Here is a 24,694-nt window from a genome sequence, read left to right on the forward strand (position 1 = left end):
ACTGGCCGGCGCGGGTTACCGGCGGAGGATCATTTGCGAGGGAGGTTGAGTCGGGCGATGAGTCCGCCCTCGGGACAGTTGCGCAGACTCAGGCGGCCGCCATGGCTGAGGGCGATGTCCCGGGCGATGGACAAGCCCAGGCCGGTGCCGCCGGAGGCCCGGTTGCGGGAGGTTTCGAGGCGGACGAAGGGCGAGAATACGGCTTCGAGCTGGTCCTCGGGAATGCCCGGTCCATGATCCCTGACTTCGATGATCAGATTAGCGGCCGTATCCTTCAGTGTGATCTCGGCGCTCTGGCCATAGCGCAGGGCATTGCCGATCAGGTTGTCCAGGCAGCGCCGCAACGCGACGGGACGGGCCATGATTGGCCTGGCCTGGCCGCAGACACTGACCTTCTGACCCTGATCCTGAGCGTCCTCCGCGAGCGAATTGACCAGGGCTTCGACATCCAGCGGCTGCAGCGGTTCGGGTTCGACATGGCCGCGCAGATAATCCAGGGTCGATCCCAGCATGATCGACATTTCCCGCAGGTCCTCATGCAGTTTTTCGCGGAGTTCGGGCGGCTCCACACCTTCGACGCGGAGGTTGAGACGGGTGATCGGCGTGCGCAGATCATGGGATATCGCCGCCAGGAATTGACTGCGCTGGCGGATCTGCTCGAGCAGTTGCGCTTGCATGCGGTTGAGTGCGCGGGCGGCCTGGCGGGCCTCGGCGGGGCCGCTTTCCTCCAGGGGCTGGGTGCTGAGGCTGTCGCCGAAATGCTCGGCGGCCTGGGCGATGCGGTTGATCGGCCGGGACAGCCAGCGGGCCCCGATCCACGCCGTCAGCGCCAGGGCGATCAGCCGCATCGCCGCGCTGATCCAGCCGCCGTGCGGGCGGTAAGGGAGGGTCAGACCGGAGCTCAGGATGCCGCCGGGGGACGGGGTGCTGGCGGGCGACGGCCGAGGCGTAGGCTCCAGCCCCGGGACACGCCAGCCGAAGTTGTCCTTCGGCGGCGGGAAGTCGACCGGCGGAGGCGGCCGCGACAGCCACTCCGGCAGCGGCGGGAGGTGAGGGTGGGGAGTCGGCTGCGCCGGAGGCGGCAATGGAGGCGGAGGTTCGGACAGTTCCAGGTTGAACACCACCGCCATGCCCAGGAAGTGGCTGGCGGTCAAGGTGACCAACAGCAGCAGGAACAGCCGAGTGAACAGCGTGTCCGGGATCAGGCGCCGCATTTACCTACCTGGGCGCTGAAGAAATAGCCTTCACCGCGGATGGTCTTGATGAGTTTGGGATTCTTGGGGTCGTCCTGCAGTTTCTGGCGCAGCCGGGACACCAGCAGGTCGATGCTGCGGTCGAAGACTTCGATGGCCCGGCCGCGGGCGTAGTCGAGCAACTGGTCGCGGGTCAGGACGCGGTTCGGACGCTCGATGAACACGCTCAGCAGGCGGAACTCGGCATTGGAAAGGGGGACGATCATACCTTCGGGTGAAGTGAGCTGCCGGAGCACCCGGTGCAGCCGCCACCCTGCGAATTCCACGGTGATGTCAGAGGCTTCGGGGGTTTCCGATTCGCGTTCGTGACGGGCGCGCCGGAGGATGGTCTGGATGCGGGCTACCAGTTCGCGCGGCTCGAACGGCTTGGCCACGTAGTCGTCGGCGCCGAGTTCCAGGCCGACGACACGGTCCATGGGATCGCCCCTGGCCGTGAGCATGATGACCGGGATATCGCTCTCGCCGCGGAGCGACCGGCACAGGCTCAGGCCGTCTTCGCCCGGCAGCATCAGGTCCAGGACGACGAGGTCGAACGAACTTTCCGCCAGAGCCTTTTTCATCTCCGTGCCATCATGGACACCGACGGCTTCCATGCCGAAGCGGGAAAGGTAGCCGCCGAGCAGATTCCGAATCTCGACGTCGTCATCCACGATCAGAATACGTGTGGTCGGTGCCTGCATGGAGCTGTTATTTTGGGGGGAGGGGATTGCCTTCGCTCTTTCCGGATACGAACCGGCATTTACTATCGGCCAGCATGGGGCCCATTTTATCGAGTTCGGCCAGCAGTTGGGCGTTTACGGTCTTTTTCTGGGTCGCATCCAGGCTATCGTAGAAGCTCAGCCACAGTGCCCGGTTTTCTTTCATCCGGGCCGCCAGGCTGCTCTTGTCCGCGTCCAGTTTGTCGAAGAGGGCGCGAAGATCGGTGTGGCCATTGCTCAGCGCCGACTGGATGTCCTGCCGGGCGGCCTCGAACTGCTCGCGGTGGGACTCCGTCAACTGGCGGGTGTCGTCTTCGGCACGTTTCCTAAGACTCTCTTGTTCGCCGTTCAGTTTCAGCTCGCCGTGGATACGCCACAGCATCGCGGCCAGATGTTCCTCTGGATCCGGTTTGGGCGGGGGAAACGCGCCGGCGGTCGAGACTGCCGAGGCGAAGCCCGCGAACACAGAGGCTGCGATCGACTTCTGCAGGGGCGAACGATAACGTCTCATGGGGATCTCCTGATCGAGTTTTCAGCGAATTCCGCCGGGCCCGTCTTACCCGACGATGGCATCTTCCCGAGAGCCGGTGTCGGCAGAATTTCCGGAATGTATCAGGATTGAATCGGGCCAGGGGTTTGGAGCGGAGCGGGTTAGGCCGTATCATCGAATTTTTCGTATCTCCCCGAACCAAGATTCACAAGACATGCGTGAAGCCACTCCGAAGACCATCTACCTCAAGGACTATCAGCCTCCCGAATATCTGGTCGATGCCATCGATCTGTTCTTCGAGCTGGATCCCCAGGCCACCCGCGTCACTTCCCGGCTGAAACTGCGCCACAATCCGGCGGTGGAAGACTGGCAGCCCGTGCTTACGCTCGACGGCGAACGGCTGGAATTCGAGTCCGCCAAGCTCAACGGACGGATGCTGGGCGAGGGCGAGTACAGCGTCAGCGAGGCCGGACTGGTGATCCACGCAGTGCCGGATCGGCCCTTCGAGCTGGAAATCAGCAACCGGATCGACCCGGAGGCCAACACCGCGCTGGAAGGGTTATACCTGTCCAAGGGGATGTTCTGCACCCAATGCGAACCGCACGGTTTCCGCCGTATCACTTATTACATCGACCGGCCCGACGTCATGTCGCAGTTCACCACGACGATCGTGGCGGACCAGAGCCGTTATCCGGTGCTGCTGTCGAACGGCAATCCGGTCGCACGCGGCGAGCTCAAGAACGGCCGGCACTGGGTCAAGTGGAGGGACCCGTTCAAAAAGCCCTGCTACCTGTTCGCCCTGGTGGGAGGGCAACTGGCCTGTCTGGAAGACCGCTTCGTTACCGCCTCGGGTCGTGAGGTGGCGCTGCAGATTTACGTGGAACCGCAGGATCTGGACAAGTGCGACCACGCCATGCAATCGCTCAAGCATGCGATGCGCTGGGACGAGGATCGCTTCGGCCGTGAGTACGATCTGGACCTCTACATGATCGTTGCCGTCAGTCATTTCAACATGGGGGCGATGGAGAACAAGGGGCTCAACATCTTCAACACCAAATTCGTGCTGGCGCGGCCCGATACCGCGACCGACGCCGACTACGAGCACATCGAGGGCGTCATCGGCCACGAATATTTCCACAACTGGACCGGCAACCGTATTACCTGCCGTGACTGGTTCCAGCTCAGTCTCAAGGAAGGGCTGACGGTGTTCCGCGACCAGGAATTCAGTGCTGATCGCAGTTCGCGCGCCGTCAAGCGTATCGAGGACGTGAACCTGTTGCGGACCCGCCAGTTCGCCGAGGACGCCGGCCCGCTGGCGCATCCGGTGCGGCCGGAGTCGTACATCGAGATCAACAATTTCTACACCCTCACCGTCTACGAAAAGGGCGGAGAGGTGGTGCGGATGATTCAGACCCTGGTCGGTCCTGAGGGTTTCCGCAAGGGCATGGACCTCTATTTCGAGCGCCACGACGGGCAGGCCGTGACCTGCGACGATTTCGTGCGCTGCATGGAGGACGCCAACGCTATCGATCTGAGTCAGTTCCGCTTGTGGTATGCCCAAGCTGGCACTCCGGAACTGCGGCTCGATACGGAATACGATGCGGGTGCCCGGACCCTGCGCTTGTCGGTGCGCCAGTCCTGTCCCCCGACGCCGGGCCAGCCGCTCAAACAGCCTTTCTACATCCCGCTGGCCATCGGCCTCCTGGCGCAGGACGGGCGCGAGTTGGCACTGCGGCTGAGGGGAGAGGCCGAGGGCGGGCCGACCACCCGGGTGTTGCATGTGCGCGAGGCTGAACAGGTCTTTGAATTCATGGATATCCCGGACCGTCCTGTGATTTCCGCCTTGCGCGGATTTTCGGCGCCGGTCCGTTTGAAAATGGAACGCAGCACCGAGGAACTGGCCTTTCTGTTCACCCACGATACCGACGCCTTCAACCGCTGGGATGCAGGCCAGACCTTGGCAGCCCAGGTGATGCTTGGTCTCATCGAGCGCATCCGGGCGGGTGAGAATCCGGAAAGCCTCGATCCGAACCTGGTCGAGGCCTTCCGGAGCGTACTGGCGCAACCGGCGGCGGATCTGTCTTATCAGGCACTGCTGCTGGATCTGCCCTCGGAAGACTACGTCGCCGCTCTGATGGGCGTGGCCGATCCGGACGCCATCCACCGGGCGCGCCAGAGGGTCCGCAAAACATTGGCCTCTGCGCTGGCCGAGGATTTCCTGAGGCTTTACCGGCAGCACCATGCGGTTGAAACGGGTTGCCTCGACCCGGCTGCGAGAAACCGCCGCCGGTTCAAGAATACCTGCCTGGGATTCATCGCCGAGCTGGAGACTCCCGAGTCTTTCGATCTCTGTGTCCGCCAGTTCCGCGAGGCCCGCACCATGACCGACCAGATCGCGGCGCTGGGCGCGATCGTCAACAGCGCCAATCCGGAGAAAGCCGACTGTCTCGAGTCGTTCTACGCCCGCTGGCGGGGGGAGTCCCTGGTCATCGACAAATGGTTCAGCCTGCAGGCGAGCTGTCACCTGCCCGGTACTCTGGAAAGGGTCAAAGCACTGATGGCGCATCCCGATTTCGACCTGCGTAATCCCAACCGCGTGCGTTCGCTGATTGGCGCGTTCTCGCAGGCCAACCCGGTCAATTTCCATGCAGCCGACGGCAGTGGCTACCAATTCTTAGGAGACCAGATCGTCGCTCTCGATGCCATCAATCCGCAGGTCGCCGCCCGCATGCTGGGCGCCCTGACCCAGTGGCGTCGCTACGATCAGGGGCGGCAGGAAGCCATGCGTCGCCAGTTGCAGCACATCGCCGGGCTGGCCGGTGTGTCCAAGGATGTGTACGAAGTGGCGGTCAAGAGTCTGGCGTGACTCGGGTGAGGGCCAACCGTCGATCGGGGATCACGACGGTGCCCTCCAGGCCGCGTCGGCTTGCGGATGATTCGATCAACATTTGGCGCGTTTGCCGCCTTCGGCGGTGTGTATCCAGCCCTCGCGCCACGTCAGCAAAAATCTCGTAAATTGGTCCGTCGGCAGCGGCTCGGAGATATGGTAGCCTTGGACCTCGTCGCATTGGCAACGACGCAGCGCATCGAGCGTCCGTTCGTGTTCCACGCCTTCAGCGATGGTTTTCAGGTTCAGAGTTCGCGCCATCTGGATGATGGCGCGGATGATCGCAGCGTCATTGGGGTCATCGAGCATATCGCGCACGAATGACTGGTCGATCTTGATCTTGTCCACGGCAAACCGGCGTAGATACGCGAGGTTCGAGTAGCCGGTTCCAAAATCATCGATGGAGAGTTTGACGCCCAGGGATTTCAATCGTCGGACCACGCCCAGCGTGTTTTCCGTGTTGTGGATCAGGGCCGATTCGGTCAATTCGAGCTCGAGCAGATCGGCTGCCAGACCCGATCGCTCCAGTGCCCGGACCACGCTGTCGTCCAAGTTGCCGCGCAGGAACTGGACGGCGGAAATGTTCACGGCGACCACGAGATTTGAGACCCCCATTTGGCACCACGCCGCGGCTTGCCTGCATGCCTCTTCCAAAACCCATTCGCCGATCGGCGTGATCAGTCCACTTTCTTCCGCGATGGCAATGAACCGTCCTGGCGTCACGAGTCCGCGTTCCGGCTCTTGCCAGCGGAGCAACGCTTCGGCGCCCGTGATTCTGCCGCTCGCCAGATCGATTTGAGGCTGATAGTACAGGACGAATTCATCCCTATCGATGGCCCTGCGCAAGCCGTGGTAGATCTGCAGGTGCTCGATGACATCGAGGCTCATCTGCGGATTATGGAATCGGTAGGTGTTGCGGCCGGAGTCTTTGGCTTGGTACATAGCCATATCGGCCTTCTTCAACAGCGTTTCGAAATCCCGTCCATCGTCCGGATAGACGGCGATGCCCATGGAGACCGAGGTGGATAGATCAATGCCTTCGCAATGGAAAGGGGCCATCTGCCGCGTCAGGATCTGATCCATGATCTTGGTGATCACGGCATCGTCGCCCAAATCGGTCAGCAGGATGAGAAATTCGTCTCCTCCTTGGCGGCTGACGGTATCTCCGTTGCGCACGCTGTCGCGCAGCCGGGCTGCGGCCTCCTTGAGCACTGCGTCGCCCGCGCTGTGTCCAAGGGAGTCGTTGATTCTCTTGAATCCATCGAGATCGAGAAAGACCAGTGCGAGTCGGCTACCGTTTCGCTGTGCGCAGTCCGCAGCCTGGTCGAAGCGTTCTTGAATCTGTAAACGATTGGGCAGGCCGGTGAGTGCGTCATGGTAGGCGAGGAATCTGATGTATTTTTCTGCTTTTTCCCGCTCGCCGATTTCTTCGGCCATCTTGCGCACCAGGGGCATCACCTGCAGACGCAGCAACAGAAACCCCATTGTCATCAAAGGTAACAATATGGCCGGCAATTCCCACAGTGTGGCGGCGAGAGGCTGGTAGAGCTCCGCCGAATCGATCTTCAGCACCGTCCCGAGTCCGGTGTCCCCCATCGGCCTGTAAGCGGCGATGACGTCCCGACCGCGATAATCGCGCGCATGGACCACCCCGGATTTCCCAGCGAGGGCGTGGCTCATGGGCAAGGGTTGGCCGGCGATGTTGCGCGGGTAATTTCGCAGCACGTTTCCTTGGGTGGAGCGTAACGGGAAGCAGTGCATGTTTTCACCTGCAGCTGCGCAAATCGCAAAATCCGCGGTCTCACCCAGGTGGGTCGTGTCGTGAAGCGCCTCGTCCATTTGGGGCAAGGGGCGTTCCGCCTCCATGAAGCCCAGAACGGCGTCCTGCCGACGCACCGGAACCCGCGTATGGAGGACAAATCCGTGCTTAGTCCACAACAGACGGCTCGACGCGGGAGCATTGAGGGGCACATCAAGGTCGGGAGATTGCGCGAAAGAACCGTCCTCCGCGAGGCTGGAGCCGGCAAGAGAGATGAAAGCCAACGCCGAGAAGCCGAATTCGGGGGCGGCTTTCGCCGCCCGCTGCAGGCGAGAGCGCCAGGTCGGGTCAAATGGTGTGTCGAGTAATGCATGCACGGCATCCTGCGGCAACGGTTGATTGGCGAAGTTGAAGCTGTCCTGCCACCCGCGATCGATGATTTCCAAAAGTTTTTCGTTTCGGTTTTTCAGCGAGAGTTGAAGTATGTTGTGAAGTTCATGCACGGTTTGGGGATGCAGTATGGAAAACCCGCCGAATCCGCTGATGAGGGCGGTTGCAGCCAGAGTCAGGGCGCCGATCAGGTATATTCGCCGGCTGTCGTCGTGGTCCCCACGGTAGGCATAACGTCCGTCCCGCAGTTCAATGGCGAACAGACCGATGCCATGGATGACGAGACCCGTGCCGGTGTAAAGCGCGATCGCGGCATAGCCGGGGTAAGTGTCCTCCGTCCAGAGCAGGTGGGTAAGCACACACAGGCTGCCTGTGGACAGGATCGCCAGCGTAAGCAGTTGGATGGCCAGGGGTGTCGGCGGGGTTTTGGCCAGATTCAGCAAAGCCGTGGCCATGCCCATCATCACGAAGCCGAGAGCCCCGGCCGCTTGTACGGCCCGGAGAGGGGAGATGCAAAGCCAGTTGCTTGGAAAGGACTGTTTCATGCAGTCATAGCCGACAGGCTGGAGCAGAATCAGCACGCCCCAGAGGATGAGCACCCCCGACAGGCCGGTGCTGATGGGATACATGAATCGGCCTTGCGCTGTCGAGCGGTCAGAATGGAGCAACGCTTTGGCGCCATGAGTGCACGGCGAACTGCAGAGGGCAAGGCCGGCCAGGCCAAATCCGATGGCCAGGGTGAAATTCAAAGCATCAAGTCCCTCCTCATGGAGCCATCGAAAAGTCTGCGCCGGCAGCAAACCCGGAAGTTCGAGAGTGCCCAGGGCGAGCAGGCTCAGGCCCGCGAGACAACTCGGCGAGAGTGATCTCAAGTGTTGGACCAGGGGGATGGAATAGGAGGTCATCAGGCCGGGATAAACTTAAGTGAACCCACGCGAAGCGTTTCCTTAACCCCTTACGAGCGGGAAAGTCGGGATGGGGGACGATCATGGCGGGAAACCGTGCTCATGCGAGATATCCCGGTATCGCACCATCGGGCGTAAAGCGGCTAACTCGGCCTTCCTGCCGATTTGCCATCATCCCGCGGGGCGCTATGATCGCTGGTTCGTATGAATCGTGATCCGGACGGCAAACGGTGCTTCGAGTACCTCCAAGGAGCTTTTGGGTACAGGAACAAATTCCTGAATTCGCACCCGTTCGCCATGTTTGTAATATAAAAACTCTGTTTGGCCAGATGGTAGCGCGTCAATGACGATCCGGGCAATGGCTCAGCCCCAAGCTGATCTTCGCCGGAGCACACAGTTACTATCGATCGCATCCTGCGGGCGGATTCTCGGTAAGGTGCCGCCCATGGCGCATGGCCCCTATGGGGTCGGCAGCTTCGGCGCCTTGCCGGGTTTGATGACGTATCCGGGAATGGCTTACGAAGTGGTGGTGAGCCGTCAGGTGAGAGGCTGGCAGGGCAATGACGCTGGCCCTGCCGGCGGGTTGGGTCGTGGGGTCACTCGCTGGCGACGTCGCCGTCGGTCTGGGCCGAGATCATGCGGAACACTTGGCCGCGAAGTTCTCCTGAGGGGAACACGTCGCTATGGACATTGATGTAGAACAGTCCCTTTTTCAGATTCGCTGCGTCCTTCCCCTTGAGGGGGCCGACACAGCCCGTCTTCGGGCTGCCAGTCGGCGTAATGGGGAACAGAACGCCGGCCGATTGACCGGCCGAAGCCGGCCCGTGGAAATGCGCCGCCGTTTCCCGCCCTGCCAGAGGGGAATAGCTGATCGCGTAGCAGAGTTTGCGGGTCGTATTGTCCAGGGTCATCAGGGCGACGCCCTGGGCGTTACTGTCGGGTTTGGGCGTCCGCATCTCTTGGCCGCTGTTCAGCATGGCAATGAACGAAAACCGCTCAGCCCGAGTGGCCTGGGGCACGGCGAGCATCAGAAGCAGGCCGATCGCGACGCGGCTTATGGAATTATGGGGGGTGTCTCATGATGCAATCCCTCCCAAGTCATATCACAATAGGAATCGGCGTGGCGGTGTCGATCCTTGCCGATATTCCGGCATGTCAGTGTGCTACCGTACTCCGTCGCGGGGACGGTGGCAATGCGCTGCTTGCGCCGAGGGTGAAGGGCGCGGTTGGCCGTGAGGTTCGTAGCCGCTCCGGGGCAATCCGTCGGGTTGAGAGGGTGATGCCATGAAAGCCTGGGTGATCGACCAAACGGGACCGCTGGATTCGTTGCGAGTCCCTCTGAGGCTCGCCGACCTTCCGGTGCCGGCGCCGAGGCCCGGCGAAATCCTGATCCGGGTCTCGGTCTGCGGCGTGTGCCACACCGAAATCGACGAGATCGAAGGCCGTACCGCGCCTGCGCATCTGCCGGTCGTGCCCGGGCACCAGGCCGTCGGCCGGATAACCGCGCTCGGGGGGGCTGTGGCGGGATTCGCTGTCGGCGATCGCGTCGGCGTGGCCTGGATCTATTCGGCTTGCGGCGACTGCGAGTTCTGCCGGTCAGGGCGGGAGAATCTCTGTCCTGCTTTCCGTGCCACCGGACGCGACGCCGATGGCGGTTACGCCGAGTACATGACCGTGCCAGCGGCTTTCGCTTGCCGGATTCCCGCTGTTTTCACCGATGCCGAAGCCGCGCCACTCCTGTGTGCCGGGGCCATCGGTTACCGCTCGCTCAATCTCACCGGGCTCAAAAACGGCCAGCCACTGGGTCTCACCGGGTTCGGGGCATCCGCCCATCTGGTGCTGATGATGGCCCGCCACCGCTTTCCCGATTCGGAAGTCTACGTCTTCGCGCGCCACCCCCGGGAACGTGCCTTCGCACTGCAACTGGGCGCGGTTTGGGCCGGTGATACCGAGGATATTGCGCCCGTACCGCTGGCGGCCATCATCGACACCACGCCAGTCTGGAAGCCGGTGGTCGCGGCACTCGCCAACCTCGCTCCCGGCGGCCGGCTGGTCGTCAATGCGATCCGCAAGGAGTCTGCAGACCGCTTCTGTCTGGCCGAGCTCGATTATGCGCGGCACCTGTGGATGGAGCGGGAAATCAAGTCGGTCGCCAACGTGGCGCGCAGCGATGTGGCCGGGTTTCTCGCGCTGGCGGCGGAAGTCGGGATCCGTCCCGAGACGGAGGAATACGCGTTCGAGGATGCCAACCGGGCGCTGCTCGACCTCAAGCAGGGCCGGATCCGCGGGGCGAAGGTGCTGCGGATGGCTTGAGCCGGAATTTTCAGGGTGTTACGGCCCGTCGGTAGCAATAGTCGAACAGTATCCGCCACTCCGCGAGTTGGATGCGCCGGCACAAAGGCTCTGCCGGCGTATGGCCGAGGCGCGCGGTTTCGCACAGATCGATGAAGGCGAACGGGTCCCAGGCGGTCTGCCGCAGCAGGAATTCGGTTTCGTGCGAAGGGGGTTCGGTTTGGGCCAGCTGCCGCGCGGCGGCAACGACGTCGGGAAAGACCGGGTGATGGCCGACCCGCTTGAACCAGTATTTGCTGTTCCAGGCATCCGGCTCACGGCGGTGGAGGATGCCGTGCCAGTAGCTGCCGCTGGTCGTAGCGATGCCCTGGCTGATGCGGTGGCTTTCGTCGAAAAAATCGTGGTACAGCCAGACCGCCGCCAGGCAGCACCGCGCCATGTCCGGATCGTGGACCGTCTTGGGCTCGAAAGCCGTTTCGATCCGCAGCGCATCCAGCCGCGGCCGCATACCGAGGTTGGGAACGCCCGGTACCAGGCTGTTCAGCCGTTCGTTCGCGATGAGTTCTGCGAAAGGTTGGGAATAATGCGCGGTTTCGGCCATCGTGGTTACGTTTTGAATATCCCGCTCTGGTAGGCGAGGCGCGCCATTTCTGCGGTGGTGTTCACGCCCAGTTTGCTTTTGATGAGGGTACTGTAATTGGCGACGGTTTTATAGCCGAGCCGCAGTTCTTCCGCTACCTCGCGGGTGGTGTAGCCCTTGGCCAGCAGCAGGAAGACGTCGAACTCGCGGGGCGACAGCGTGTTCAAAGCAGTGGCCGCCTCGGCGCCGCTCATGGTCTGCATCGCCAGACGCTGGGCGATCTCCGGTTCCAGGAACGACTCGCCGGAGGCGATTCTGGCGACGGCTTCGACCAGGATTTCCGGAGCGCAGCTCTTGGTGATGTAGCCCCGAGCGCCGGCTTCCAGGGCGCGCACCACGTAGATCAGCTCATCGTGGATGCTGAACACCAGGATCCGCGCCGAAGTGTCGCGGCTGCGGATGCGGCGGATCGAGGCCAGTCCGCCGATGCCGGGCAGCGAAAGGTCCATGACGATCACGTTCGGACGGATGTCGGCATAGAGCTGGCAGGCCTCCTCCCCCCGCTCGGCTTCACCGACGACCTCGATGTTCGGAGTGCCGGACAACAGCAGACGGTAGCCAGCACGGACCACTGCGTGGTCATCCACCAGCATCACGGTGATTTTGGGTTTCATGGGCATGGGTCTTGACAGGGAATCTCGATGCTCAGGGTGACGCCGGCGCCGGGGCGGGTACGCAGACTGAACCGTCCTCTAAGGCTCTCCACCCGTTCGCGGATGCCGAGCAGGCCCAAGCCGGCCGGGGCTTGAGCGGGGTCGAAGCCGGCTCCGTCATCACTGACCTCGAGCAGGAGGGCTTCGGGCCGTCCGCCGGCCGCCTCGATCAGGTTGAGGTGGATGCCGAGATGGGCTGCGCCGGCATGCCTTACCACGTTGGTCAGGCTTTCCTGCACGATCCGGAAGACATGTATCCGGGCGTCGCCGACACATTCGTCGATTCCGTCATCACAGCTAAAGTCCAGCGCGATGCGGGGATAGCGGCTGCGCCAGTTCTCGATCATGTCTTCCAAGGAAGCTTTCAATCCCAGTTCGTCCAGCATCAGGGGACGCAGCCGCTGCATCAGGGTGCGCAGCACGGTGAACAGATGGTCGCAGATCGACTGGATGGCGCCGATCGCATCGGTGGTCGCTTCGTCGTCCCGTTCCGGCTTCCGGAGCGAGGCCGCGATCGCCTTGATGGCGCTCAGCGACTGACCGAGCTCGTCGTGGAGCTCCTGCGCGAGGTGCCGCCGTTCCTCTTCCCGGATCGCCAGCGAACGCTGGGTCAGCGCCCGGTTTTCCTCACGGGTTTTTTCCAGCGTGCAGACCGTGTGGTTGAAGGTCCGCGAAATGCGGGCGAATTCCGGCAGGTAGAACTCCGGCAGGCGCCGGCTGTAATCACCGTTTTCCAGATCCTCCAGTCCTTCAAGGATGACGCCCACGGATTTGAACGCCCGCCCCAAGGTGGTGTGGACGACCAGGTACACCGTGATGGCGAGCGCCAGCATCAGCAGCAAAAACCCCCGTGCTTCGATCCAGGCTTCGGCGATCTCATCGGCCGGGTTGGCGTCGATGGTGATCTGGATCATCGGGTTGCCGAGCTGGTGCAGGTGTTTCTCGGCCACCCGGGGTTCCGGCGCCACTGCCCAGGCAAACCAGCCGGGCGCTTCTTCACCTTCCGCGGGGTGAGAGGAGGAGGGTAGGTCGATGATGGCGCTTTCACCTTGTCGGACGCTTAGGCTCAAATGGCGGGTGCGGTCGAGCCGGGCGAGCTGGGCGATCCAATCCACCGGCGACCGGCCGGCGGCGACCGCCTGCTCCAGGCCGGCGTCGATCAGCTGTAACGCCAGGTTGACCGAGGAGCGGACTTCCTCCGCCACCGACCGACGCGCGTTGTGGACCACGAACAGCGTGCCCATGCCGATGATGGCCAGCATCACCAGCCCGATCATGAGGTTCAGGCGAAACCGCAGACTCAAAGGCGTGCTCCCGCAGAAATCTTATTATTTTGCCTCCACCGGCGGTCGTTTTGACAGGGAGATATTCCTGATTGTCGGAATCTGAGTTGACTCACGGTGGGCAGCGCCTTGGCCGTTTCCGTTCTTGACGTTAACCCCGTCAGGCCGCGCCGAGCATCGCAGCTTTCGACGAGAACAGCCCGCAGGGGAGTCACCGGGATGCGGCTCCTCCATCGAGGGGCAGAAAGCCGCTTCGATGGACCCTCGTCGAAAGCGAGAAGCGCAGGGCGTTTTCGCGGCCTCCGGGCGGCCTTTTCTTTGTGTACTTTCTTTTGGCCGTACAAAAGAAAGTGCGTCGGCCGTGGGTCCGAAAACCCACATTCAATCCAGCTGCGCGTAGCGCTTCATACTTTTTTTGATGACATCAACCAGGGCGGGAGTTTTTCCACCCAGCATTCGAGAGTTTTTCAAGACTGCTTCGGGGGAAATTCCGTAACGCCGTTGACATGATCTGTTCCAGAATCTCCCCGCTGCTCGTAGAGCGCCGATACAGGATCGGCGTCATTCATTCTCGGAGGAGACACATGCATATTCGCAACCTGACAAGCGGCTTCGGCGGGTCTGTGCTGGCGATGGGCGCCATGCTGACCGGGCAATCCGCGCATGCCAATCCGGAGCTGGACCGGTTGTCCAAGGACGACCGGAACTGGGTCATGCAGACCAAGGATTACAGCGCCACCCATTTCAGTCGGCTGACCGAAATCAATAGCCACAATGTCAAGAATCTGAAAGTGGCGTGGACCCTGTCGACCGGCACGTTGCATGGCCATGAAGGCGGGCCGCTGGTGGTGGACGGCATCATGTACATCCATACCCCGTTCCCGAACAACGTCTATGCGGTCGACCTGAACGACACCCGCAAGATCCTGTGGCAGTACAAGCCCAAGCAGAATCCAGCGGCCCGCGCCGTGGCTTGTTGTGATGTGGTCAACCGCGGTCTGGCCTATGTCCCCGCCGGCGAGCACGGCCCGGCGAAGATCTTTCTCAACCAGCTCGATGGCCACATCGTCGCCCTCAACGCCAAGACCGGCGAAGAGATCTGGAAGATGGAAAACTCCGACATCGCCATGGGGTCCACCCTGACCGGAGCGCCGTTTGTGGTGAAGGACAAGGTCTTGGTGGGTTCGGCCGGGGCCGAACTGGGCGTGCGCGGCTACGTCACGGCCTACAACATCAAGGATGGCAAGCAGGAATGGCGGGCCTACGCCACCGGCCCCGATGAAGACCTGCTGCTAGACTCCAAATTCAATGAGCATAACCCGCATTACGGCCAGTTCGGTTTGGGGTTGCAAACCTGGGAGGGCGACGCCTGGAAGATCGGCGGAGGCACCAACTGGGGCTGGTACGCCTACGATACCAAGCTGGACATGATCTACTACGGCTCCGGCAACCCGGCCCCGTGGAACGAGACCATGCGTCCCGGCGACAACAAATGGACGATGACCATCTGGGGCCGCGATGTCGATACCGGGCGCGCCAAGTTCGGCTACCAGAAGACGCCGCACGACGAGTGGGATTACGCCGGCGTCAACTACATGGGACTGTCCGAGCAGGAGGTGGACGGCAAGATGACGCCGCTGCTGACCCACCCGGACCGCAACGGCCTAGTGTACACCCTCAACCGGGAAACCGGCGCCCTGGTCAACGTCTTCAAGATCGACGACACCGTCAACTGGGTAAAAAAGGTCGACCTGAAGACCGGCCTGCCGATCCGCGACCCGGAATACAGCACCCGCATGGACCACAATGCCAAGGGCATCTGTCCCTCGGCCATGGGTTACCACAACCAGGGGATAGAGTCCTACGACCCGGACAAGAAGCTGTTCTTCATGGGCGTGAACCACATCTGCATGGACTGGGAACCGTTCATGCTGCCCTACCGCGCCGGCCAGTTCTTCGTGGGGGCGACCTTGAACATGTATCCGGGACCCAAGGGCATGCTGGGCCAGGTCAAGGCCATGAACGCGGTCACCGGCAAAATGGAATGGGAAGTGCCGGAGAAGTTCGCGGTCTGGGGCGGCACCCTGGCCACCGCCGGTGATTTGGTATTTTACGGCACCCTCGACGGTTTCATCAAGGCCCGCGACACCCGCACCGGCGAGCTGAAATGGCAGTTCCAGCTGCCTTCCGGCGTGATCGGCCATCCCATCACTTACCAGCATAACGGCAAGCAGTACATCGCCATCTACTCCGGCGTCGGCGGCTGGCCGGGTGTGGGGCTGGTGTTCGACCTGAAAGACCCGACCGCGGGACTGGGGGCAGTGGGCGCCTTCAAGGAATTGGCGCACTACACCCAGATGGGTGGCTCGGTGTTCGTGTTCTCGCTCTGAGTCGAACGGCGGAGACCCTCGGAAGCTGCATGCCGTCATTCCGGTATGGAGTGCCCGAATCCAGAAGCCATGGAAGGCGCCGACCGGGATCACGTCCTTGAGTCCTGGATGCCGACTTCCCTGTTGGCATGACGGATCGGCTGAACGGCATTGCTGCGGGGCTGCTTCCACCCTCTGTCATTGAAAGGATAAGTCATGCGAATGAACCGTATTGCCGCCGCCGGGCTGATCGCTTCGCTCGCGGTTTCGGGCGGCGTGCAGGCAGCGAAGCGCGCGGAACCGCTCAAAATCTGCGCGGCGGAAAATGAGATGCCGTATTCGAACAAGGCCGGGGAAGGCTTCGAGAACACACTGGCCGACCTCATCGGCAAAGCCCTGGGACGCCCGGTCGAGAACGTGTGGTGGAGCGATGCCCGCTATTTCGTCCGCGACTTCCTCGACCAGGGGTTGTGCGAGGTGGTCATCGGCGTCGACACCGGCGATCCGAGGATGCTCACCAGCACACCTTATTACCGCTCGGGCTACGTCTTCATCTACCGCAAGGACAAGGGGGAGCGCATCACCGACTGGAACAGCGACGCGCTGAAGACCGCGAAGCGGATCGCGTTCATGCCGGACACCCCGGCAGAGACGATGATCCGCAAAATCGGGCGCTACAACGACATGTTCAACTACCTGCATGCCCTGGTCGGCTTCAAGTCGCGACGCAACCAGTACGTCCGCTACGACCCGGCCCAGCTGGTGGCCGAAGTCGCCAAGGGGAACGCCGAGGTCGCGGTGCTGTGGGGGCCGGCGGCGGCGCGTTATGTCAAGGATGCGGGGTTGGCCATGACCGTCATTCCGGATGACAACGTGCGTTCCGACGGCGAGAAAGTGCCCCACCACTACTCGACTTCCGTCGGCGTGCGCAAGGGCGAGGAAGCCCTGCTCGAGCAGATCGACCAGGTTTTGGCCAAACATGCCAACGAAGTGAAGGCAGTGCTCGAGACGGAAGGCATTCCGCTGCTGTCCATGGATGAAAAACCGGCCAGGATGGCTCAACGATCAAAGTAAAGGCTGAAGCAATGAATCTGAAAAAAGCGAGGTTCGGCATGGCCGGCCTATGTGTCGCGGGATTGCTGTCACTGCCTGCCTTGGCCGACATCACCCTGCGCCACGCCGTCACCGGCGAGACACTGGATTTGTCCTACGCCAAGGCGGGCGGCGACACGCCAGCCGTCAAGCAGTTCCTGCAAACCGGCAAGAACCCCTACAACGGCAACAAGGCCGTGATGGAACAGGGGCACAGTCTGTATCTGTCAGCCTGTTCCGGCTGCCACGGCCATGAGGCCGAAGGCAAGCTCGGGCCGGGTCTGGCGGATGATTATTGGACCTATCCCCGTGCCGCCACCGACGTCGGTTTGTTCGAAATCCTGTTCGGTGGCGCCCAGGGCATGATGGGACCGCAATACGTCAACCTCAACAACGACGACATGCTCAAGATCATGGCCTGGATCCGCGGTATCTACAAAGGCGACCCGGCCAAGGCCGAATGGTTGAAGTGACATTCCTGGAAAATTCCGACCCCAAAAATAGGAGGACTTTCTCATGATGCAGAAAACGAGTCTCGCGGTGGCGGCTGCAGCCGCCCTGTTCGCCCTGGGCGCCCAAGCCTATGACGGCACCCATTGCAAGGCGCCCGGAAACTGCTGGGAGCCCAAGCCCGGTTATCCGGACAAGGTCGCCGGCAGCAAGTACGATCCCAAGCACGATCCGAACGAGCTCAACAAGCAGGCGGAGTCGATCAAGGCGATGGAAGCGCGCAACCGGAAGCGCGTGGAGAACTATGCCAGAACCGGCAAGTTCGTCTACAAAGTCGAAGACATCAAATGACGCTAGCGACGTAAAGTTGTCGGCAGCGTAATCCATGGCGGCGAGGGTATGTCGAGCCGCTTTTTGCCATCATCCCCGGCCCTTTTGGGGGTAAATCCCCTCTCTCTGGGATGACGGGAGGGGTGAGGGGCTTGCTACTTCCCTTATTGAAAGTTGAAAGCCGCCGGTTGGCATTCACTCATGAATCTAGACAACCCACTTGCCGACAGCCTGGAACGCGCCAAGTGCTTCGAAGCCGGCCTGCGGCAAGTCGTGCTCGGGCAGGAGCGCCCGATCCGGCTGCTCACCCTGGCCGTGTTCGCCCGCGGCCACGCGCTGCTCGAGGGCGGCGTCGGCGTCGGCAAAACGACCTTGCTCCGCGCTGTGGCGCGCGGCATCGGCGGCGATTACGAGCGGATCGAGGGCACGATCGATCTGATGCCGAACGATCTGGTCTATTACACCTACCTGGACGAGCAAGGCCGGCCGGGCGTCGCGCCGGGGCCTTTGCTCAAGCACGGCGAGCAGCTTTCCATCTTCTTCTTCAACGAGATCAACCGCGCCCGGCCCCAGGTCCATTCCCTGCTGCTGCGCGTGATGGCCGAGCGCAGTGTGTCGGCGTTCAACCGTGAGTTCTGGTTTCCGCATCTGCAGGTGTTCGCGGACCGCAATCGGGTGGAGAAGGAAGAGACCTTCGAGCTGCCCGCGGCGGCGCGCGACCGCTTTATGCTCGAAATCGCCATCGAGCCGCCGACCGATGCGGCGCAGATGGACCCAATCCTGTTCGACCCGCGCTTCTACGATCCGGACCGGCTGGTCGAGTCCGCGCCGGCGGAGACGCTCTCGTTCCGCGAACTCAACGGGATCGCCGAAGCCCTGCAAGGCGGCATCCACGTCAGCGCCCGTCTCAGGGCCTACGTGCAGGATCTGTGGCGCGCGACCCGGCGACCGGAGGACTTCGGCATCGCTCTGCACGAGGCGGATTCCGGCGACATGATCGAGGCCGGCGCCAGCCCCCGCGGCATGAGCTATCTGGTCCGGCTGGCGCGGGTGCAGGCCTGGCTCAGCGGCCGGGACCGGGTCGAGCCGGAGGACGTGCAATACGTCTTCGCCCCGGCAATCGGCCATCGCATTTTTCTAAGGCCCGTCTACGAATACCGCCGCAGCGAACTGATCCCGCAGCTGGTCGGCAAGCTGATCCGCCAGATCGCGGCGCCATGACGCGCAAGGAGTTTCATTACCGGTTGACCTGGCGCGCCGACAGCGTCCAGCCGGGAGCCCATCCGAGCCGGCAGGGCGGCGGCGTACACGCTTTTCAGCGCCTGGTGCCGTTCCTGGCGCATCCCGATCCCCGCCGGTTGCATCTACGGGCCAGCCTCGGCGATCCCTCCGGGCACTACTGGGTGCGCTTGCACGAGCAGCGGGGGCGGATCACCGTTCACGCGCTGGCCGACTTGTCCGCCTCGATGGGTTATCGCGGGCACGCCTCGAAAATGGCCGTGCTGGCGGATTTCACCGAGGGGCTGGCGCTGTCGTCGAACCGGATGGGGGATGCCATGGGTTTCGTCGGACTTTCCGACTGCAGCGCTCCGGATTTCCTGCTGCCGCCGACTCGGCAAGTGGGGGCGGCGCTGATGCTGGCCGAGCGTCTGCGCCGTTTCCGGCCCAGGGGCGGCAGCGCGCGCGGACTGCGGCATGCCGTCCGCTATCTGCCATCGCGGCGCGGACTGGTGTTCCTGCTGTCGGACTTTCATTTTCCCTTGGGCTTTGGGAAACAAATCATGGCATCGCTGGCACATCACGACGTCGTGCCAGTGGTGCTGTGGGACCCGGAAGAATCGGCTCCGCAAGCGTCCGGCCTGGCGTGGATGCAGGACCTGGAGAACGGCAGGGAGCGGCTGATGTGGCTGCGTCCGGCCTTGCGCAGCCGTTTGTCGCAGCGTTTTCAGGAGCGCCGCGAGCGCTTGGTGGCGATGCTGCGCGGCTTCGGCAGGGAGCCGCTGTTTCTGTCCGGCGGTTTCGATCCCGACGCGGTCACCCGCTATTTCCATGCAGGCTGATGTTGCCGGTGCTTCGCCATTCGATATCTCTCCTGCTGGGGCTGTGGTGCTGCCTGGCGCCGGCCGCCGAATTGCCGCCCGGTGTGAGGGCATTCGCGTTCGACACGCCCCGCGCCTTCGGCTACGTCATCGGCGATCTCATACACCACGACGTGTGGATCGAAACTGAAACGGGCCAGGGAATGGACGCCGCCTCCCTGCCCAGGGAAGGCTGGATCAACCGCTGGCTGATGCTTAGGCGGGTCGCCGTCCGCCGTGAGGGCAACCGGCAGACGTTGCAGCTGGAATACCAGACCTTCTATGCGCCGCTGGAAGTGAAAAACCTGACGATTCCCGGCTTTGAACTGCATGTGGCCGGCTCGGGTGAACGGTTGACAGTCCCCGACTGGACTTTCACCACCGCGCCCATCCGGGAGCTGTCGGTGTGGCGTGCCGAAGGCCTGCCGCCGATGCGTCCGGACGCCGTGCCGGCGCGGTTGCCGACAGAGGGTCTTGCCGCTGCCAGTGCAGGCTTCGGGCTCGCGGCAGCGGGGGCGCTGGCCTGGTGGGCCTATCTGAGCGCCTGGCTGCCGTTCGCTTGGCGCGGCCGCCATTTCGCAGCCGCCTGGCGGGAATTGCGGCGTCTGCGCAGACAGGAAGACAGCCGGGGCGCCTTGGAGAGCGGTTTTTCCTGTCTGCACCAAGCGTTCAATCGGACTTTGGGCGAGCCGCTGTTCATCGAAGGGCTGGACGCGTTTTTCCGCGGCCATCCGGCCTACGCGCCCTTGCGCAACGAGATCCGGGATTTCTTCCGGGCTTCGTATGAAGTCTTTTTCGGGGAGGGCGCTCCGCGGCCGCCGTTCGACCTGAGGCGCATGGAGGCGCTTGCCCGCGCCTGCCAGCTGGCCGAAAGGAGACGGCCATGACCGATTGGGCGTTGGACACGCCGCAGTGGCTGTGGGGTCTGCCGCTGACGCTGCTTCCCTTGTGGCGGTTGCCGTTGCGGCCCGCCCCCTGGTCTTGGTTGGCGTTGCTGCCCGCCGATGCCGCCTCGCGTGCCGTCGACCTGAGCCTGCGCCTGGCCGGTGCCGGCGCCCTCCTGGCGCTGCTGCTGGGCAGCGCCGGTCTGCACCGGCGCGCGTACACCGTCGAACGCACCGGCCATGGCGCCCACCTGGTGTTGTTGCTGGACCGCAGCCGCAGCATGGACGACAGCTTCGCCGGGCGTACCCCCGCGGGCGGCGAGGAATCCAAATCCGCCGCGGCCGAGCGCCTCTTGAGCGGTTTCGTCTCGAGTGGCCGCAACGACCTGATCGGTGTCGCCGCCTTCAGTACCTCGCCTTTGTTCGTACTGCCGCTGACCGATAACAAAGCCGCGGTGTTGGCGGCAGTCCATGCCATGAAGCTGCCCGGCCTGGCGCAAACGCACGTGAGCAAGGGGCTGGCGATGGCGCTTTCGTATTTCGGCGACGGGCCGTCCGCGGGTTCGCGCATCGTCCTGCTGGTGTCCGATGGCGCCGCCGAGGTGGACCCAGACAGCGAGCTGCAGCTGCGCCGCTGGTTCAAGGAGAAGGGCATACGGCTGTACTGGATATTCCTGCGCACCGCGGGCAGCCACGGTATCTTCGAAACTCCGGACAACCCGGAGGACGACAACGCCCAGGCGCGGCCGGAGCGCCATCTGCATTTGTTCTTCGCCAGTCTGGGGATTCCCTACCGCGCCTACGAGGCGGAAGACGCCGACGCCCTGAAGCACGCCATCGCCGACATCGATCGCGAAGAGCAACGCCCTCTGCGCTATGTCGAGCGGGTGCCGCGGCGGGATCTGCAAGCCGTTTGTTATCTGGCGGCGGCGCTGGCGCTCGCCTGGCTGATCGCGGCGAAGGGCATGGAGATGTCGCGGTGAGCGGAGATTGGCGCGTTCGGATCGCGGCCGGGCTGAGCCTGATGCTGACACTGTCGGCGCTGTTCGGCGTCAGGGAATGGCGGAAGGCCGCCGCGGCCAATGCCGACATCGCGGCGCTGCTGAGCGGGCACGACATCGCCCTGGAACGGTGGGCGGTGGCCTCTCCCGCGGTCCAGTTGGCGCGCGCCGTGTATTTCGTGCGGCACGAGCGCTACGGCGATGCGCTGGAGCTGCTGAACCGGCTGGAGACCCGGGGCGATGCGTCCTTTCGCGCCGACGTGTATTACAACCAGGGCAATCTGCAGCTCATCCAGGCGTTGGACCGTGTCGAAACAGCTGAGATCGATCAGGCCCGTGTTTACGCCGAGCTGGCCAAGGAGGCCTATCGGCACGCCCTGCTGCTGGCGCCCGGTCACTGGGATGCCAAATACAACCTGGAAGTAGCCATGCGCCTGATGCCCGAGATGGACCGGGTCAGCTCTGCCGATGACGAGCCGCCCAGGGACGAATCCAAGCGGCTTTGGACCAACTTGCCCGGATTCCCGCGAGGCTTGCCTTGAACATCTGGCGACAGCGCCTTACCGATCCGGTTTTCGCAGGACTGGTCGCGGCCCTCATCCTCACCGTGGCCGCCTGTTTCCCGCTCCGGCTGGCGCTGGAGCGGCCGGTGTTCCGCCACATTGTCGTCGTCGACATCACCCGCAGCATGAATGTCGAGGACTACCGGCAGGGCGGGCGCGCCGTGTCGCGGCTGGCATTCGTCCGGCAAAGCCTGATCCGCGCCGCGGCGGACCTGCCCTGCGGGTCCTCCCTGGGGTTGGGCGTCTTCACCGAACGCGAGCCGGCGCTGCTGTTCGAGCCTATCGAAACCTGCGCCGGCTTTTCCGCCATCAGCGCCGCCATCGAACAGCTCGACTGGCGCATGGCCTGGGCCGCCGACAGCCTGATCGCCGCAGGTCTGCGCAACACCCTGGAACGGCTGGGGCGCGGCAACGCGAACGTGATTTTCATCACCGACGGCCACGAGGCGCCGCCGCTCAATCCGCGCTACCGCCCGGACTTCAGCGACATCAGAGGCAAGGTCCGGGGACTGATCGTCGGGGTCGGGGGCTTGGGACTCTCGCCCATCCCCAAGTACGACGCGTCGGGCCGGCGCTCGGGTTTCTACACCGAGGACGAAGTCCCGCAGCGCTCGAGCTTCGGCCTGTCGGAACTGCCACCCGAGCAGATCGAAGGCTACCACGCTCGCAACGCCCCCTTCGGCAGCGAACGGGCCGGGGGCACGGAACACCTGTCCCAGCTCAAGGAGACATACCTGCGCCAGCTCGCCGAAGCCGCCGGCCTGGGCTACTCCCGCCTGGAATCGCCCGAAGGGCTGGCCCGCGCCCTCATGGTACCGGCACTGGCGCACCGCCAGCGGGTCGCCACTGACGTCCGCTGGATCCCCGCTACCCTGGCGCTCGCCGTGCTGGCGGCGGTGTATCTGCGGACGCTGCTCCCGCGCCTTACATTTTCAACCGCAACCCGAGAACAAGGAGAAACCTCATGAAACCGATACTGACCCTGGCCGCGCTGCTGTTCGCCTCCGCATCGATGGCGCACGGCCCCACCCCCCAGAAGGTCGTCGAAACCGTGGAGATCGCGGCTCCCGTCGACCAGGTCTGGAACGCCTTGAAGGATTTCGGCGCCATCGCTCAGTGGAATCCCGCTTTGGCCAAGAGCGAAAGCACCGGCGGCAACGCCACCGGCGAAAAGCGCATCCTCCATTTCCTCAACGGCGAGCAGCTCACCGAGGAGCTCGACGCCTATGAGCCGACAACCCATGAATACACCTACCGATTGAGCAAAGAAAACGTCAAGGCGTTGCCGGCCAGCTCCTACTCCGCCGTGCTCAAGGTCACAGCCACGGAGCAGGGCAGCCAGGTCGAGTGGAAGAGCCGGCTCTACCGTGGCGACACCGGCAACTTCCCGCCGGACGAGCTGAACGACGAGGCCGCCGTGGCGGCGATGCAAAAGTTCTTTCGCATCGGGTTGGACAATCTCAAGAAAAGCTTCGAGAACGGGCGATAAGTAGCAGTAGCGTCGCGGCTATCCGCACCGGCTTACTTCGATGCAGGCAGGGCAAGCGCGGGAGCGGAGGAGCTTGCGTTAGGAACGGAATGCCCGCGAGCTTGCGGGCATTCCGTCAGGAAGAGCCGCGGATTCATTCCTTGCCGATCTGATACAACTCTTTTTCGTCGTCTTCGATGATCTTGCCGGTCGCGGCATCCACTTCGAGCTTCACTTCGCCACTTTTGGTCTTGATGTCGAATTCATAGGACGCATTGCCGTCGGACTCGATTTCGTATTCGACTTCCACGATCTCGCCGGGATGCGCGCTTAGCGCGATCTTCTTCGCCTCGTCCAGCCCGATTCTCGCCTTGGTTTTGAAAAGCGGCGCCTCGCCATCGGCGACCTCCTGCTCTTCCTCGATGATCTTGCCGGTCAGGGCGTCGCATTCCAGTTCCCAGGATTTCCCATCGCCTCCCAGAACTTCGAATTCATAAGTGGGCGCGCCGCGTTCCTCCTTGAACTCCAGTTTGACCACTTCGCCGGCGCGCTTGGCCAGCGCCGCGTGCATGCAGTTTTCCATGCTGACCTTGGTCTTGGACTGCCCCGTTTCGCCCGCCTGGGCCGAAACTACAACGATCCCGGAGCCGACCGCGGCGAGCAGGGTAAGATACGCCTTTTTCATAGTGCCTCCTTGGTTTGACGGACACGCCAGCGCGACGGTGTGCTGTCTCTACTATAGGCGGAGCTTTTCGTAAAGGGTTCCATGAATACCCCCCTTTTTGCGCTCCCCGCGGCCCGGCCCATCGGCGACTTGGCGTCGGCACAGCTGATGAACGTTATAGTGGTCCCTGATTTTGAGACACCGGTTTAAGCTGTCGTCGCGGGAGGACGATGGCATGACGGAAGGCAAGAAGCGCAAGGTGCATAGCGCGGAATTCAAGGCGAAGGTTGGACTGGAAGCGGCGCGGGGCATGAAGACGATCAACGAGATTGGGCAGCGGTACGAGGTGCATCCGGTGGGAGGTCAGGCAGTGGAAGAAGGGGATTCTGGAGCACGCGGCGACGCTATTCGAAGGCCAGCGCGGCCCCAAGCCGCCGGCGCACGCAGAGGAAGATCGACGGTACGAGGAGATTGGGCGGCTGAAGAGGGAACTGGACGGGCTCAAAAAAAAGTCCGGACCATGAGCGCCGACACGAGAATGGGCT

General features: G+C 63.0%; 23 protein-coding genes. 14 read left to right on the plus strand and 9 right to left on the minus strand.

The window, feature by feature from the left end; all coding sequences use genetic code 11:
• Positions 1–29 precede the first annotated feature (29 nt).
• From N4J17_RS08755 to N4J17_RS08765, 3 genes are read right to left on the minus strand one after another with little or no spacing between them, the layout of a single operon-like run.
• A complete protein-coding gene (locus N4J17_RS08755) occupies positions 30–1,214 on the minus strand; it encodes an ATP-binding protein (protein WP_198323761.1) in 1,185 nt (394 codons plus the stop codon).
• Positions 1,202–1,933 carry a response regulator gene (locus N4J17_RS08760; RefSeq protein ID WP_198323760.1) on the minus strand — a complete coding sequence of 244 codons (732 nt, stop codon included), beginning with the start codon at positions 1,931–1,933 and terminating at the stop codon, positions 1,202–1,204. The genes N4J17_RS08755 and N4J17_RS08760 overlap by 13 nt, the downstream gene beginning before the upstream one ends.
• A gap of 7 nt (positions 1,934–1,940) precedes the next feature.
• Positions 1,941–2,462: a hypothetical protein gene (locus tag N4J17_RS08765; protein WP_198323759.1), complete on the minus strand. Its 522-nt coding sequence runs from the start codon at positions 2,460–2,462 to the stop codon at positions 1,941–1,943.
• A 193-nt stretch (positions 2,463–2,655) separates the two neighbouring features.
• Here N4J17_RS08765 and pepN point away from each other — a divergent pair, with 193 nt between their 5' ends.
• Positions 2,656–5,307, plus strand: a complete 2,652-nt coding sequence (gene pepN, locus N4J17_RS08770) for an aminopeptidase N (RefSeq protein WP_198323758.1) — start codon at positions 2,656–2,658, stop codon at positions 5,305–5,307.
• 75 nt (positions 5,308–5,382) lie between these two features.
• Here pepN and N4J17_RS08775 read toward each other — a convergent pair whose 3' ends face one another.
• On the minus strand, positions 5,383–7,533 hold the full coding sequence (locus N4J17_RS08775) for a putative bifunctional diguanylate cyclase/phosphodiesterase (RefSeq protein WP_198323757.1): 2,151 nt from the start codon (positions 7,531–7,533) through the stop codon (positions 5,383–5,385).
• On the opposite strand from N4J17_RS08775, the gene N4J17_RS08780 reads away from it, so the two are divergent.
• Positions 7,459–8,343, plus strand: a complete 885-nt coding sequence (locus tag N4J17_RS08780) for a hypothetical protein (protein ID WP_198323756.1) — start codon at positions 7,459–7,461, stop codon at positions 8,341–8,343. The two genes, N4J17_RS08775 and N4J17_RS08780, sit on opposite strands and share 75 nt — an antisense overlap.
• Before the next feature lie 635 nt (positions 8,344–8,978).
• On the opposite strand, the gene N4J17_RS08785 is transcribed toward N4J17_RS08780, so the two are convergent.
• On the minus strand, positions 8,979–9,401 hold the full coding sequence (locus tag N4J17_RS08785) for a CHRD domain-containing protein (RefSeq protein WP_198323755.1): 423 nt from the start codon (positions 9,399–9,401) through the stop codon (positions 8,979–8,981).
• A gap of 265 nt (positions 9,402–9,666) precedes the next feature.
• On the opposite strand from N4J17_RS08785, the gene N4J17_RS08790 reads away from it, so the two are divergent.
• On the plus strand, positions 9,667–10,695 hold the full coding sequence (locus N4J17_RS08790; RefSeq protein WP_198323754.1) for a zinc-dependent alcohol dehydrogenase family protein: 1,029 nt from the start codon (positions 9,667–9,669) through the stop codon (positions 10,693–10,695).
• 10 nt (positions 10,696–10,705) lie between these two features.
• Here the strand turns inward: N4J17_RS08790 and N4J17_RS08795 are convergent, their stop codons facing one another.
• The 3 genes from N4J17_RS08795 to N4J17_RS08805 are packed head-to-tail and all read right to left on the minus strand — an operon-like array spanning position 10,706 to position 13,271.
• Entirely contained in the window at positions 10,706–11,275 is a 570-nt protein-coding gene (locus tag N4J17_RS08795; RefSeq protein WP_198323753.1) for a hypothetical protein, read from the minus strand.
• A 5-nt stretch (positions 11,276–11,280) separates the two neighbouring features.
• The gene (locus N4J17_RS08800) at positions 11,281–11,928 is read right to left on the minus strand and encodes a response regulator (protein ID WP_198323752.1); all 648 of its coding nucleotides are present in this window, start codon (positions 11,926–11,928) and stop codon (positions 11,281–11,283) included.
• Positions 11,925–13,271, minus strand: coding sequence for a histidine kinase (locus tag N4J17_RS08805; protein ID WP_232470644.1), 1,347 nt, complete (start codon positions 13,269–13,271; stop codon positions 11,925–11,927). The genes N4J17_RS08800 and N4J17_RS08805 overlap by 4 nt, the downstream gene beginning before the upstream one ends.
• A gap of 563 nt (positions 13,272–13,834) precedes the next feature.
• On the opposite strand from N4J17_RS08805, the gene N4J17_RS08810 reads away from it, so the two are divergent.
• From N4J17_RS08810 to N4J17_RS08860, 11 genes are all read left to right on the plus strand, one after another.
• Entirely contained in the window at positions 13,835–15,640 is a 1,806-nt protein-coding gene (locus N4J17_RS08810; protein ID WP_198323751.1) for a methanol/ethanol family PQQ-dependent dehydrogenase, read from the plus strand.
• A gap of 201 nt (positions 15,641–15,841) precedes the next feature.
• Positions 15,842–16,693: a methanol oxidation system protein MoxJ gene (gene moxJ, locus N4J17_RS08815; RefSeq protein WP_198323750.1), complete on the plus strand. Its 852-nt coding sequence runs from the start codon at positions 15,842–15,844 to the stop codon at positions 16,691–16,693.
• Between the two features lie 11 nt (positions 16,694–16,704).
• On the plus strand, positions 16,705–17,184 hold the full coding sequence (gene moxG / locus N4J17_RS08820; protein ID WP_198323749.1) for a cytochrome c(L), periplasmic: 480 nt from the start codon (positions 16,705–16,707) through the stop codon (positions 17,182–17,184).
• Between the two features lie 43 nt (positions 17,185–17,227).
• Entirely contained in the window at positions 17,228–17,512 is a 285-nt protein-coding gene (locus N4J17_RS08825; protein WP_198323748.1) for a methanol dehydrogenase [cytochrome c] subunit, read from the plus strand.
• A 180-nt stretch (positions 17,513–17,692) separates the two neighbouring features.
• Positions 17,693–18,712: an AAA family ATPase gene (locus tag N4J17_RS08830; RefSeq protein ID WP_198323747.1), complete on the plus strand. Its 1,020-nt coding sequence runs from the start codon at positions 17,693–17,695 to the stop codon at positions 18,710–18,712.
• Positions 18,709–19,551 carry a DUF58 domain-containing protein gene (locus tag N4J17_RS08835; protein ID WP_198323746.1) on the plus strand — a complete coding sequence of 281 codons (843 nt, stop codon included), beginning with the start codon at positions 18,709–18,711 and terminating at the stop codon, positions 19,549–19,551. The genes N4J17_RS08830 and N4J17_RS08835 overlap by 4 nt, the downstream gene beginning before the upstream one ends.
• Positions 19,551–20,456, plus strand: a complete 906-nt coding sequence (locus N4J17_RS08840) for a nonribosomal peptide synthetase MxaA (RefSeq protein ID WP_232470643.1) — start codon at positions 19,551–19,553, stop codon at positions 20,454–20,456. The genes N4J17_RS08835 and N4J17_RS08840 overlap by 1 nt, the downstream gene beginning before the upstream one ends.
• The gene (locus tag N4J17_RS08845; RefSeq protein ID WP_198323745.1) at positions 20,453–21,436 is read left to right on the plus strand and encodes a vWA domain-containing protein; all 984 of its coding nucleotides are present in this window, start codon (positions 20,453–20,455) and stop codon (positions 21,434–21,436) included. The genes N4J17_RS08840 and N4J17_RS08845 overlap by 4 nt, the downstream gene beginning before the upstream one ends.
• Positions 21,433–21,996: an MxaK protein gene (locus N4J17_RS08850; RefSeq protein ID WP_277458194.1), complete on the plus strand. Its 564-nt coding sequence runs from the start codon at positions 21,433–21,435 to the stop codon at positions 21,994–21,996. The genes N4J17_RS08845 and N4J17_RS08850 overlap by 4 nt, the downstream gene beginning before the upstream one ends.
• Entirely contained in the window at positions 21,993–22,985 is a 993-nt protein-coding gene (locus N4J17_RS08855; RefSeq protein WP_198323744.1) for a vWA domain-containing protein, read from the plus strand. The genes N4J17_RS08850 and N4J17_RS08855 overlap by 4 nt, the downstream gene beginning before the upstream one ends.
• Positions 22,982–23,506, plus strand: a complete 525-nt coding sequence (locus tag N4J17_RS08860) for an SRPBCC family protein (protein WP_198323743.1) — start codon at positions 22,982–22,984, stop codon at positions 23,504–23,506. Before N4J17_RS08855 ends, N4J17_RS08860 begins: the two co-directional genes overlap by 4 nt.
• A 133-nt stretch (positions 23,507–23,639) precedes the next feature.
• Here the strand turns inward: N4J17_RS08860 and N4J17_RS08865 are convergent, their stop codons facing one another.
• Positions 23,640–24,170: a PepSY domain-containing protein gene (locus tag N4J17_RS08865; protein ID WP_198323742.1), complete on the minus strand. Its 531-nt coding sequence runs from the start codon at positions 24,168–24,170 to the stop codon at positions 23,640–23,642.
• Between the last annotated feature and the right edge of the window lie 524 nt (positions 24,171–24,694).

The organism is Methylococcus capsulatus, assembly GCF_036864975.1.
Classification (GTDB): Bacteria; Pseudomonadota; Gammaproteobacteria; order Methylococcales; family Methylococcaceae; genus Methylococcus.

Excerpts from the sequence above, each read along its gene's own strand:
- N4J17_RS08755 (WP_198323761.1), bottom strand. The coding sequence starts at position 1,214 with ATGCGGCGCCTGATCCCGGACACGCTGTTCACTCGGCTGTTCCTGCTG.
- N4J17_RS08760 (WP_198323760.1), bottom strand. The coding sequence starts at position 1,933 with ATGCAGGCACCGACCACACGTATTCTGATCGTGGATGACGACGTCGAG.
- N4J17_RS08765 (WP_198323759.1), bottom strand. The coding sequence starts at position 2,462 with ATGAGACGTTATCGTTCGCCCCTGCAGAAGTCGATCGCAGCCTCTGTG.
- pepN (WP_198323758.1), top strand. The coding sequence starts at position 2,656 with ATGCGTGAAGCCACTCCGAAGACCATCTACCTCAAGGACTATCAGCCT.
- N4J17_RS08780 (WP_198323756.1), top strand. The coding sequence starts at position 7,459 with ATGCACGGCATCCTGCGGCAACGGTTGATTGGCGAAGTTGAAGCTGTC.
- N4J17_RS08790 (WP_198323754.1), top strand. The coding sequence starts at position 9,667 with ATGAAAGCCTGGGTGATCGACCAAACGGGACCGCTGGATTCGTTGCGA.
- N4J17_RS08795 (WP_198323753.1), bottom strand. The coding sequence starts at position 11,275 with ATGGCCGAAACCGCGCATTATTCCCAACCTTTCGCAGAACTCATCGCG.
- N4J17_RS08800 (WP_198323752.1), bottom strand. The coding sequence starts at position 11,928 with ATGAAACCCAAAATCACCGTGATGCTGGTGGATGACCACGCAGTGGTC.
- N4J17_RS08810 (WP_198323751.1), top strand. The coding sequence starts at position 13,835 with ATGCATATTCGCAACCTGACAAGCGGCTTCGGCGGGTCTGTGCTGGCG.
- moxJ (WP_198323750.1), top strand. The coding sequence starts at position 15,842 with ATGAACCGTATTGCCGCCGCCGGGCTGATCGCTTCGCTCGCGGTTTCG.
- moxG (WP_198323749.1), top strand. The coding sequence starts at position 16,705 with ATGAATCTGAAAAAAGCGAGGTTCGGCATGGCCGGCCTATGTGTCGCG.
- N4J17_RS08825 (WP_198323748.1), top strand. The coding sequence starts at position 17,228 with ATGATGCAGAAAACGAGTCTCGCGGTGGCGGCTGCAGCCGCCCTGTTC.
- N4J17_RS08830 (WP_198323747.1), top strand. The coding sequence starts at position 17,693 with ATGAATCTAGACAACCCACTTGCCGACAGCCTGGAACGCGCCAAGTGC.
- N4J17_RS08835 (WP_198323746.1), top strand. The coding sequence starts at position 18,709 with ATGACGCGCAAGGAGTTTCATTACCGGTTGACCTGGCGCGCCGACAGC.
- N4J17_RS08840 (WP_232470643.1), top strand. The coding sequence starts at position 19,551 with ATGTTGCCGGTGCTTCGCCATTCGATATCTCTCCTGCTGGGGCTGTGG.
- N4J17_RS08845 (WP_198323745.1), top strand. The coding sequence starts at position 20,453 with ATGACCGATTGGGCGTTGGACACGCCGCAGTGGCTGTGGGGTCTGCCG.
- N4J17_RS08860 (WP_198323743.1), top strand. The coding sequence starts at position 22,982 with ATGAAACCGATACTGACCCTGGCCGCGCTGCTGTTCGCCTCCGCATCG.
- N4J17_RS08865 (WP_198323742.1), bottom strand. The coding sequence starts at position 24,170 with ATGAAAAAGGCGTATCTTACCCTGCTCGCCGCGGTCGGCTCCGGGATC.